14 protein-coding genes, 1 tRNA gene and 1 pseudogene are annotated in these 10,356 nt (G+C 64.5%); 6 read left to right on the plus strand and 10 right to left on the minus strand.

The annotated features are described in order from the left end of the window. Window positions 1–33 precede the first annotated feature (33 nt). Window positions 34–492, minus strand: a complete 459-nt coding sequence (locus AC4LGL_RS16805; protein WP_491839767.1) for a lipoprotein LpqH — start codon at window positions 490–492, stop codon at window positions 34–36. A 124-nt stretch (window positions 493–616) separates the two neighbouring features. On the opposite strand from AC4LGL_RS16805, the gene AC4LGL_RS16810 reads away from it, so the two are divergent. Both AC4LGL_RS16810 and AC4LGL_RS16815 read left to right on the plus strand, forming a co-directional pair. After that, window positions 617–1,414, plus strand: coding sequence for an alpha/beta hydrolase (locus AC4LGL_RS16810; RefSeq protein ID WP_491839768.1), 798 nt, complete (start codon window positions 617–619; stop codon window positions 1,412–1,414). A 9-nt stretch (window positions 1,415–1,423) separates the two neighbouring features. Continuing rightward, window positions 1,424–2,011 carry a hypothetical protein gene (locus tag AC4LGL_RS16815; protein WP_491839769.1) on the plus strand — a complete coding sequence of 196 codons (588 nt, stop codon included), beginning with the start codon at window positions 1,424–1,426 and terminating at the stop codon, window positions 2,009–2,011. 14 nt (window positions 2,012–2,025) lie between these two features. Here AC4LGL_RS16815 and AC4LGL_RS16820 read toward each other — a convergent pair whose 3' ends face one another. Beyond that, complete coding sequence (locus AC4LGL_RS16820; protein ID WP_491839770.1) at window positions 2,026–2,658, minus strand: cutinase family protein; 633 nt, start codon at window positions 2,656–2,658, stop codon at window positions 2,026–2,028. A gap of 140 nt (window positions 2,659–2,798) precedes the next feature. Here AC4LGL_RS16820 and AC4LGL_RS16825 point away from each other — a divergent pair, with 140 nt between their 5' ends. After that, window positions 2,799–3,668, plus strand: a complete 870-nt coding sequence (locus AC4LGL_RS16825) for a CDP-diacylglycerol diphosphatase (RefSeq protein ID WP_491839771.1) — start codon at window positions 2,799–2,801, stop codon at window positions 3,666–3,668. Here the strand turns inward: AC4LGL_RS16825 and AC4LGL_RS16830 are convergent. From AC4LGL_RS16830 to AC4LGL_RS16845, 4 genes and pseudogenes are all read right to left on the minus strand, one after another. Then, window positions 3,665–3,988, minus strand: coding sequence for a thiamine pyrophosphate-binding protein (locus AC4LGL_RS16830; RefSeq protein ID WP_491839772.1), 324 nt, complete (start codon window positions 3,986–3,988; stop codon window positions 3,665–3,667). The two genes, AC4LGL_RS16825 and AC4LGL_RS16830, sit on opposite strands and share 4 nt — an antisense overlap. Window positions 3,989–4,003: 15 nt before the next feature. After that, window positions 4,004–5,602, minus strand: a complete 1,599-nt coding sequence (locus AC4LGL_RS16835) for an FMN-binding glutamate synthase family protein (RefSeq protein ID WP_491839773.1) — start codon at window positions 5,600–5,602, stop codon at window positions 4,004–4,006. A 136-nt stretch (window positions 5,603–5,738) separates the two neighbouring features. Then, window positions 5,739–5,810, minus strand: a pseudogene (locus tag AC4LGL_RS16840) (dihydrofolate reductase family protein); the annotation flags it as partial. Window positions 5,811–5,965: 155 nt separating this feature from the next. Beyond that, window positions 5,966–6,469, minus strand: coding sequence for a hypothetical protein (locus AC4LGL_RS16845; protein ID WP_135362363.1), 504 nt, complete (start codon window positions 6,467–6,469; stop codon window positions 5,966–5,968). 585 nt (window positions 6,470–7,054) lie between these two features. Between AC4LGL_RS16845 and AC4LGL_RS16850 the strand changes: the two genes are divergently transcribed. Further along, the gene (locus AC4LGL_RS16850) at window positions 7,055–7,264 is read left to right on the plus strand and encodes a hypothetical protein (RefSeq protein ID WP_491839774.1); all 210 of its coding nucleotides are present in this window, start codon (window positions 7,055–7,057) and stop codon (window positions 7,262–7,264) included. On the opposite strand, the gene AC4LGL_RS16855 is transcribed toward AC4LGL_RS16850, so the two are convergent. From AC4LGL_RS16855 to AC4LGL_RS16870, 4 genes are all read right to left on the minus strand, one after another. After that, complete coding sequence (locus AC4LGL_RS16855) at window positions 7,253–7,468, minus strand: hypothetical protein (RefSeq protein ID WP_491839775.1); 216 nt, start codon at window positions 7,466–7,468, stop codon at window positions 7,253–7,255. The two genes, AC4LGL_RS16850 and AC4LGL_RS16855, sit on opposite strands and share 12 nt — an antisense overlap. A 20-nt stretch (window positions 7,469–7,488) precedes the next feature. Beyond that, a complete protein-coding gene (locus tag AC4LGL_RS16860) occupies window positions 7,489–7,671 on the minus strand; it encodes a hypothetical protein (RefSeq protein WP_491839776.1) in 183 nt (60 codons plus the stop codon). Between the two features lie 121 nt (window positions 7,672–7,792). Next, window positions 7,793–7,866 (minus strand) — tRNA-Leu (locus AC4LGL_RS16865). A gap of 67 nt (window positions 7,867–7,933) precedes the next feature. Continuing rightward, a complete protein-coding gene (locus AC4LGL_RS16870; RefSeq protein WP_491839777.1) occupies window positions 7,934–8,956 on the minus strand; it encodes a zinc-dependent alcohol dehydrogenase family protein in 1,023 nt (340 codons plus the stop codon). A gap of 210 nt (window positions 8,957–9,166) precedes the next feature. Here AC4LGL_RS16870 and AC4LGL_RS16875 point away from each other — a divergent pair, with 210 nt between their 5' ends. Together AC4LGL_RS16875 and AC4LGL_RS16880 are read left to right on the plus strand one after the other, a co-directional pair. Further along, the gene (locus AC4LGL_RS16875) at window positions 9,167–9,493 is read left to right on the plus strand and encodes a nitroreductase family deazaflavin-dependent oxidoreductase (RefSeq protein WP_491839926.1); all 327 of its coding nucleotides are present in this window, start codon (window positions 9,167–9,169) and stop codon (window positions 9,491–9,493) included. Between the two features lie 105 nt (window positions 9,494–9,598). Beyond that, window positions 9,599–10,306: an ABC transporter ATP-binding protein gene (locus AC4LGL_RS16880; RefSeq protein WP_491839778.1), complete on the plus strand. Its 708-nt coding sequence runs from the start codon at window positions 9,599–9,601 to the stop codon at window positions 10,304–10,306. Window positions 10,307–10,356 lie beyond the last annotated feature (50 nt).

Here is a 10,356-nt window from a genome sequence, read left to right on the forward strand (position 1 = left end):
CACGGGATGCAGATGATTGCCGACCATGTCTGGTCAAGGGCTCCCGATCGCCGGCACGGTGTCGGGTCGACCTTTCGGCTGTTGGTACCCCGGGCAGGCTATCTCGATCTTGACCTGGCGCCACCCCGGCCCTTCCCCGGCAGGCATCCGGCCACTGATCGTGTAGACGTCGTCGACCTTGATGGCCGTCATCTCTTGAGAGTCCTTGGTGAATCCACTGCCCTCGGGGATATGGAATCCCGCCGCCGTGACGACCAGGCGGTGTGTCGTCGCCAGCATCACCCGGACGCTTTGTCGGTGATTCGTCGCCGACGGCGAGGCGTAGATCAGCAGGTTGCCGTCAGGGAATCTGGTGCAGGTGACCTGCGCGGCCAGGGTGTGGACGTCGCCGTCGATCACGATCTTCACGTCGGACAGCCCTGCTCCAGGCGCACACCCGGCCAAGAGTGCGATCGCGGCCGTCGGCGCTGCGATACCGACCCGGGCACGCATCTGTGCAGTATGAACGGGTCACGAGCGAGCGCGCTGGATGAATCTGCCGATTTCAGCCGGTATGGCACACCGCGCTTGAGAAACTGACCCCGCCGATGGCGCTACCTGGGCGATGGGATGCCGCATGATCGAAGTGATCGACAGAGGGTCAACCACGGAAGCGCATCCCGTGCCGCTGCTCTTCGTTCACGGTGCGTGTAGCGCAGCGTGGTGCTGGGACGAGCATTTCCTGGACTACTTTGCCGACAGGGGTTACCGCGCCGTCGCGCTGAGCCTTCGTGGCCACGGGGCCAGCAGCCTGTCCAAGCCTCTCAATTCCTGTTCGATTTCCGATTATGCCGACGACGTCCACACCGTTGCCGACACGCTCGGTGGCAAGCCGGTGGTCATCGGTCATTCCATGGGTTGCTGGGTGGTGCTGAATTACCTTGCCACGCACGGCGCCCCAGGTGCCGCGCTCATGGCACCCGGTACACCGCGGGGAATGCGCCGGTGGGCACTCCGCGCCCTCCTCCGGCATCCGTGGCTTGTTCTGCGTAGCGTCACCTTCGGCAATCCGGCCGATCTATTCGGAACTCCAGCCTTGATGCGTGAATTCGTGTTCTCTGCGAGGAGCCCCGACTCGATCGTCAAATCCAGCTTGGCCCGGTTAGAGCCTGAGAGCAGGCTCGCCGTACGAGAAACGACGGATCAACTTCCGAACGCGCGCTTGGTCACAGCGCCAATGCTGGTTCTCGGCGCGGAAGCCGATGGCTTGCGCTTCGACGGGGACGCATCTGCCGTCGCCGCGCTCTACCAAGCAGACGTGGAACTGTTTCCCGAGATGGGGCACAGCATGATGCTCGAGCCTGGTTGGCAATCAGTCGCCGAGAAGATCGACAGTTGGTTGATCGCAGCCGTCGACACCGCGATGCCGGCGTAAGGGGCGCACATGAACTTCGGCAACGCGATGATCAGGCTGTCCTACGTAGTGGTTGTCGGCTTGTTCGCACCAGCGACAGGCTGCGCCGACCCGTCTCCCGCGGCCCCGGCCGCCGGCAGCTCGGTGACGCTGCAGGACTTGCTGTCCGCACCGGTGCCGGCGCTGTCTCAGCACGACCCGGGCAAGCTGGTGAACGGGCAACTGCCGCCACAGGATTCGCATCCCGGTTCGGTGAGGATCGCCCAGCGAAACGACGAGCCGGACCGGAACTACAAGGTCGCGTTCGGCAACCTCACCGGCGGCACCAACACCGATGCCGCGATGGTGACCGACTGCAGCGCCGGTGGGGTGCCCTGGCCAGAGACGGTGCAGCTCTACACGGCCGGACCGACGCTGTTGGGCGGGGTGAACCTGGGCGACCTCACGCACAGCCGCGAGGTAGTGACCGACCTGTCGATCAGTGATGGTGTCGCGCACGTGAACTGGCTGGCCAACGGTCCCGATGATGGCGAGTGCTGTCCCACCATCAAGATGGCCGCCGATCTGCGGTGGGATGGCTCCACCGTGAGCGCCCAGAACGTTCGAAGACTCAACTGACTTTCGGTCGAGGGTCAGAGCTTGCCGGCCGCGAAATCGGCTGCCTGAGCGACCTTTCCGGACTGCACATAGGACACGTGGGCACCCATGTCCCAGCCGCCTTCCCAGCAGATCGGGTCGCCCTCGTTGCACTGGGCGATGGAGTTGGCCGTGTACTGCGGTGCCAGCACCGGCAGCGTCTGCCCGGCGGCCAGAAGCCCCGAGAAGCTGGTGAGCGGTGTCCCGAACAGTGCGGTGGCGGCGACGTGGTCGGCGACCTGAGGAGACGCCTCGTTGGTGGCCTTTTCGATCACTGCCGCGCCCTGTGAGTAGCCGCCGAGCACCATCTTCGTGTTCGGACAGCTGGCCGCGATGGACTCGATGAGGGACCGCGCCGCGTCAGTGCCGGCCGGAGTACTGACGTTGAAGTCATTGGTCGCCGGGTAATCGACCGCGGTTGCGTCGACGGTGCGCGGGGCCACCCGCGCACGCAGGTCGTCGACGAAGGGACCACCGACACTGCCCAGGCCCGGAGGCTCGTTGGTACCGCGGGCGAACACCACCTCGACATCGGAGCACGGTGCTGCGGTGGCCGTCGCCGGCAGGACGGCAGGGACAGCTGCGGCGAATGCCGCGAACGCCAGAATCAATGCGGGCTTACTGGTCATACCCACCGATCGTAGGGGCGTTCCCCCGATCGGTGGACCCGCGATTCGGGCGATTCATGGTCTGACCAGCGGACAGACCCGGCCGCTCCCACACGGGATGGTGTTTTCAACACACCAACACCCACCGAGGGGAACACCACATGACCACCACGAACAACACCACCAAGCGCATCGGATTCGCCCGCCGCACCGCACTCATCGCCGCAGCGGCGGCCGTGCCGGTGATGGGACTCGCCGTCGCCCCGACCGCCGGCGCAAAGGCCCCGGACTTCGGTCCGTGCGGGAACGTGCACGACAACGTAGACCTCTGGAAAGACGTCAGGTACGCCACGCCAGCACATAAGGACGGCGCCATCGACGTGGTGTTCCCCGGCGGGGACAAGTCCCGCGGCTACGCCGTCCGGCAAGGACACCACCCCGCCCAGCTGACCGACCTGCTGGTGATCCCGACGGCGCGCGAAACCGGCATCGAATGCGACAACCTGCTGGAAGCCACCGCTCCCCACTACTTCAAGGACGCCTTCGAGCAGGTCAGCATTCTGCCGCCGGGCAACCAGGGCCAGGCCCCGGACTGGGCGCTGGGCATCAACTCCGCCGACAACCGCGGCCAGGATCAGCTGCACATCCACGTGACCCTGCTCGACCCCACCGCCCGCGCCGACATCGACCAGGCCGTCAAGAACCACAAGGTCACCAGGGATGAGAAGGCCTGGAAGACCTCGGTGATCGGGGTGCGCGGCCACACCCAGGCGGGCCCGATCGAAAAGAGCCCCCACGGCTACCGCACCTGGAACACCGACAACATCGACCAGAACTTCTTCGCGGCATTGAACAGCCAGATCGTCGCGCCGATCAAGAAGCAGGATCCCAGCTTCGGGATGGGCAACGAGACCGTGCTGATCACCAAGAACCACCAGGGCCCGGGCTTCATCGTGCTCGCCAGCGATGAGAAGTCCGGCATCACCCCGGCCGGGGTCAACAACATCGAGCGGTTGCTCGACAAGGGCTAAGCCTGTCTGCAAGCCCAACGGCCACCCGAGTTTCGGGTGGCCGTTGGTGTTGGTGTTGGCCCGGAACAACCGTCGAGAAGCCACGCGCGGCCGACTGTCGCCATGCAGACGCCGAGTGAGCCGGTCAGTTGGGCCTGTGCGCCCGCGGCGAACGCGGCGACCTCTTCGTGCCGGACGCCGATCCATTCCAGTTCTTCCTGGGTACGGATGGCATTCGTGATCGGGTTGAGCGCATCACCGACTACCCCCCCAAAAAATCTGCCGGACCCCCAGTTCAACGAGTGCCGATACAAGGGCAGAGGCAACGGTAGGCATGGCAATCCTTCCAGCAGATGTCAGATATGTTGTGTCCCGATAGGTGCGAATGAATCCGGCTCTGCGGCTTCCCAGTCCGCCCGCCAGCTCTCCGGCGGTTCGCTCAGAAGCGCCCCTGCAGGCAGCCACTCGAACAGCTCGGCGTAGGACCGCTGTTCGGTGGCGGACAGCCGTTTCCGCAGCAGGTGAGGCGAAAGCTGGGCCGGGTCAGTGATGCCCATCGACGCCATCAAGCGCATCGCCTGCGCCACCGTCGCACGCTGATACCGGTACACCCGTTGGCTCTTGTCGGGGACGTCGAGGGCACGTGCCCGCCGCGGATCCTGGGTGGCCACCCCGACCGGACAGTGGTTGGTGTGGCAGCGCTGGGACTGGATGCAGCCTGTGGCCATCATCATCGAGCGCGCCGCATTGGTGTAGTCGGCGCCTTGGATGAGGCGCTTGACGATGTCGGTGCCGGTAGCCACCTTGCCGCTGGCACCCACCCGGATGACGTCACGCAGCCCGGTGCCGACGAGTGCGTTGTGCACCGTCATCAGGCCGTCGGTGAGTGGCAGGCCGACATGGTCTTCGTATTCCAGAGGTGCGGCCGCAGTTCCGCCCTCGGCGCCGTCGACGAGGATGAAGTCCGGGGTGATGTCCTCAGCGAGCATCGCCTTGCAGATCGCCAGAATGTCGACTCGCGAGCCGACGCACAGCTTGAACCCCACCGGTTTTCCGTCGGCCAGTTCACGCAGCCGGGCGATGAAGCCGACCAGTTCCCGTGGAGTGTGAAACGTCGAATGTGCTGCCGGGCTGACACATTTCTGACCCGCCGGCACGCCGCGATAGCGGGCAATCTCCTCGCTGACCTTGGCAGCCGGCAATACTCCGCCCACGCCCGGCTTGGCGCCCTGACTCAACTTGATCGAGACGCACTTGACGGCGTTATGGGCAACCTTGTCGGCGAACTGATCCGGATCGAAGGCGCCGTCGCGCGTACGGGTGCCGAAGTAGCCAGAACCGATTTCCCACACCACGTCGGCGCCGCCCAGATGATAGGGCGTCAGACCGCCTTCACCGGTGTCGTGAGCGAAACCGCCCAGTTTGGCACCATTGTTCAACGCGCGTAATGCGTTGCCCGACAGGGCACCAAAGCTCATCGACGAGATGTTCATCAACGCCATGTCGTAGGGGTGCCGGCAGTCCGGGCCGCCGATGCGTACCCGGAACGGTTCCAGAGGATCCTCGATCGGTGCCGTCGAGTGCACCAGGTACTCGTAGCCCTCGACATGGATGTCGCGCTCAGTGCCGTAAGACAGCTCGGCGGCGGTGCCCTTGGCCCGTTCGTAGATCAGCGACCGCACGTCCCGATCGAACGGGCGCCCGTCGAAGTTGCGCTCGATGAAGTACTGCTGCAGCTCGGGGCGCAGTGCCTCCAGCAGGTAACGCATATGCCCCACGACGGGATAGTTGCGCAGCACAGAGTGCCGCCGCTGGATGAGGTCATACCAGCCGACCACTGCGAGCAGCATCGTCACGGCGGCCAGGATCCACCAGCCCCACGACCCGATGACTGCCACCGCAGCCAAGATCGCCGCCAACACCGACAATGCCGCCACGGCGCCGAACCGGATCATTAGGGAGGCATACCCGCCGTCAGCGGATTTCAGGCCCACCCTTGTGACCGCACAGCGAACCCACAGCGGAGTTCGCCGGCTTGGGCAGCGAGAAAGCGCCGCTGCTGCTTACGCGATCTATCGGTGGGCCCGATCCGTCGTTCTTCGCCTCGTAGCGCAGCGGGACCGTGCGGTTCTCCAACAGTCGCAGCGGAATCCATGACGGCATGGCTTCCAATCTCCCAAGAGATCAGAAGAAACCTGGGGTAGTTCTAGATGAGAATGCCTGATATGTCGTATGTTTCGAGCCGAGGTGGCGGAACGAGAAGTGCTTCGTGTGGCTACAGGCAAGAGTGAGACGGCGCTCGGTGTCGTGTGAACGGTTTAGACGTGCGGCAGCCAGCCCGACCAGGATGGCGATAGCACAAAACCCCGCCCCTGGGCGTCCTTGCACGCCGTTGTTTGTTTGTCGTCCACCCCACAGGCCACCCCGCTAACCGTGATGGAATGAAGCGGAGGCAATGTCTTAAACGGGTGCGATGGGTCTTGCTTGATTGGATTCCTCGTGGTCTTCAGGCCAATGTCTGTACCGATCCTGTTGACACTGCCATCGTCGGCAGCGGGGGGCACCGCCGGGAAGTTATTACCGGTGCATCGCACGGCAGTGTTGATGAATGTGCAGGTAATGCCGTCGGGAGTCAGAAAATAAATTTGCGACTGCGGGTCTGGTCGTCCCGGGTTCGCGAGTTCAATGGAGTAGTCCTGAGGGTTGACCGGGGTGTAGCGGCTCAGATCGGGAAAGCTCGGCGGGTCAGCATTCCCCAGGGGCGCACTAGCCACCATGGCTGCGGCTGAGAGACCTGCGATGGCGAAAGCGATGGTTCTCATAGTGGTCCTATCAGTGAAGTGCTCACCGAAACTGATTGCGTCGGATTCTTAGGCGGCCAGCATTGCTCGTGGTGCTGCGCTGGCTGGACCTGCCCCTAACGCCACCTGACCCGCTTGTTCATGTGTGCTGCGATGGGTCTGTGCGAACACAGAGGCATGACTGTCGATGTTGCCCACGGTCACGTGTAATTCGGAAGGACTGACCTTCAGCGGCTCTGGCACGGCGTCATCCCCCCGACGACGGTTATCCCTAGTCGCAAGGTAGTTTACCGCTCCGAGGTTTGCTGACGGCGCACCAATATCAGCCGGTCACACCCGCCTGTAGCTGCTTTCGTCGTCCGGTTGCTCGCCAGGTTGGGATAAGACAGCGATCCAGCCAGCCGCCGCGCTCAAAAGCCTGGGCGCGTATTGCGCGCGTCTCGCCCCTACGGTGCCCTAGTCGGACTCGAACCGATGTAGCGGCCCAGATCACGTTGCCAGACAGCCGTTTTCCTGCGGAAATGCATCACGGTAGATCACTGAAAGTATCTGTAACTGTGGGCAGGATGTGGGCAATCAGTGGGCAAGGTACGGCAAGATGGACTGGTGAGCCGTTTCTGGGATGACCTGCACTTGGTTCCGGTCGACCAGTACGTGCCTGCGACGGTGCAGGCCCTGCTGCGGCACCTGCACCTCGACACAGAGGCCGGCCCCGACCAGGAGGCTGGCATCCGCGACTGGCTGGCCACGCACCCACCCGGACCGATGATGACCTACTCGCTCCGCGACTCCGGGTTCGGGCACCTACTCGATTGACGCGCCAGCGGCTGCGATCTGGCCCGCAGGAACCGACCGGATGTAGGGATCCCACTGCATTTCGTCTATGACGTCGTCGTCGTCGACCCACTGCCGTCGCTCCCAGTCCCAGGTCTGGGGGACGACATCGAAGTTCTCCAGTGGATCGGAGACAGCGCGAATCAGCAGGGCACCCTGCCCGAACTGCTGCATCCAATACCTCATTGCACCCCCTGCTGCAGCGCTCATATCGCTGTCAAGGCTTCATTCTCAGGGACTTCGATGCCATTGCCGTTGAACGTGATCTCGACGTACCAGGCGTCCAACGGCTCCCACTCGGCTTCTGGCATGAGGAATTCCTCAGCAGCATGGGTGTCCAAGTCAAGGCGGACGTAGCCCCCGCCAGCTACTCGGTAATACGTCCACATGCTCTGACTCTAATTCAGGGCATCGACACGACTCTCTTAGGTGCTGATCGATGTCGGTTCACCGGCTGTGGATCGGGTCAGGTCGGCCATGAACAGGTGGTTCGAGCCGCAACGTCGTCGGTGCCCCCAGTCGGACTCGAACCGACACTTGGCGGATTTTAAGTCCGCTGCCTCTGCCAATTGGGCTATGGGGGCGTCGCAGGAGAGCATATTTCAGGACGGTTCGCCCTCATCAGACCGCCCCGAGTACCCGACGCAGCGCTCACCCCAGCTCGACGACGATCTTTCCGAACGGGCCACGATCGAGATGGTCCAGCGCCGCTGGCAGATCATGAAATGGATAGCGCGCCCCGATCACAGGGTTCGTCCCCGTACTGTCGATGGCACTGACCAGGTCGCTGAGTGCGCGCCGATGCCCGGTGCCGATCCCGTGAATTGTGATGTCCTTCATCAGTATTGGCATGACCGGAGTGGATACTTCGAACCCGTCGAGCGCCCCGATGAGATGGATGTGGCCACCGACCGCGACGGCTTGCGCCGCCTTGCCGAGATGCGCGCCCCCGACGAGCTCCAGGACATGGTCTACCCCGCGGTCGCCAGTGATGGCCAGGATGCTCTCGGCCCAGTCGGCGCTGCGCCGATCTACGACATGGTCGGCGCCCAGTTGTAAGGCTCGGTCCAGTTTGTCCGCACTGCCCGACACGATGACCTCGGCGCCGTGCATCTTCGCGATCTGCACCCCGAACAAGGCGACACCGCCGGTGCCTTCGACCAGCACGACATCGCCGGCCCGCACATGTCCGCGTTCCACCAGCGCGAACCACGCCGTGAGCCCGGCCACCGGTAGCGTGCTGGCCTCTGCCGCCGACAGGGTCCGTGGAGCCCGGAGCACCCAACCCTGCGGCAGCGCTAAGTATTCGGCGAGCACTCCCGGGTAGAACCCGCCGAGCGTCCAGTACGAGGGCGTTCGCGCATCGCCGGCCCGGGCGCCGTCGAGCCAGTCCGGAGTGAATACCGAGATCACCTCATCGTCGACGGCGAATCGGGTCACCGAGTCTCCGGCCGCGACGACCGTCCCAGCGAGATCGGACCCAGGCGTGAAGGGAAATTCCAGCGGCAACCCGCGGCCGGTTTCGATCACCATTTTGTCGCGATGGTTCAAGGAAACCGCGGCCACCTTGATCAGAACTTCGTCGGGACCGGGCTCCGGGACAGCCACCTCACGCAACTGGAGCGCGTCGCGACCGACCCCGCCCATCTCCCACCGGCGCATGATTTCAGCCATGAGCCGCTGCAACCGGGGCAAACACCCGCATATTCCCGCGCAACGCTGAGCCGAGTGCTTCAGCCAAACCCACGCAGGAGGGGTGGCGCAGGTTTGGTTGAATGTGTCCCAGGGGTGGGACAGCGACGGGGGCCGCATATGCCGAGCAGTATCGCGAATTCGATTGCCGTAGTTGCCGAACGGATCGCGGCAACACTGGGACCTCGGGCGATGCGGGTGATCGCTCACTTCAACAAGTACGTCACCAATCCACTGCAACGGCTGTGGGCGCCGTGGCTGCCCTACATGGCCGTCATCGAGCACACCGGCCGCAAGTCGGGCAAGTCATACCGGACCCCGGTCATGGCGTTCGTCGACCACAAGTCCGTCTCGGTCGTGCTGAACTACGGCGAGCGCTCCGACTGGGTGCGCAATGTCCGCGCCGCCGGAACGGCCAGCGTGAGACACCGCGGCCAGCGCTACCTGCTGACCAACCCCCGCATCATCCCGGCCAGCGACCAGAAGGCCCGGTTCGTCGCCACACTGAGCGCGCGTTGAGTGTTGGCTTGTGTGCGAAGTTCGGCCAGGAACTCGCACATAAGCCAACGTTGGACGCGGGCGCCGGGCGTAGGCTGCGCATATCCCGACTCCCGGGAGGCTGCGATGCCCGAACTGGCCATCGAACTGCGCGACGTGGTGCGCGAGTACACGGTCGGCGGTCAGATCGTGCGCGCTCTCGACGAGATCAGCCTCCGACTCAACGGCGGCCAGTTCGTGTCGATCATCGGCCCCTCCGGTGCAGGTAAGAGCACATTGCTGCACCTGCTCGGCGCACTGGACTCCCCCGACTCGGGCTCGATCACCTTCGACGGCGAAGAGATCGGTGCCCTGGGCGACGAGCAGCAGTCGGCCTTCCGCCACCACCGGGTCGGCTTCGTCTTCCAGTTCTTCAACCTGCTGCCGACCCTGTCGGCCTGGGAGAACGTCGCCGTCCCGAAGCTGCTCGACGGGGTCCGCCTCGGCAAGGTGAAACCCCAGGCTGTGGAGCTGCTGGACCGCGTCGGCCTGGGCAACCGGACCGAGCACCGCCCATCCGAGCTGTCCGGCGGCCAGATGCAACGCGTCGCGGTGGCCCGGGCCATGATGATGGACCCACCGCTGATCCTCGCCGACGAACCGACGGGCAATCTGGACTCGACGACGGGCGCGGCGATCCTGACCCTGCTCGGCGAGGTCGCCCACGAGGAGGGCCTGGGCCGGCTGGTGGTGATGGTGACCCACAACGCCGAGGCCGCGGCCGCCACCGACCGGGTGATCACGTTGCAGGACGGCCGGCTCGGCTCCGACGAGATGTCGGTGGTGCCGGGGTGAAACTCGCAGCCGCAGCAAGTCGGCTCCGAGTTTTCAGCCTGCGCGAACTC

Source organism: Mycolicibacterium arcueilense (assembly GCF_058536225.1).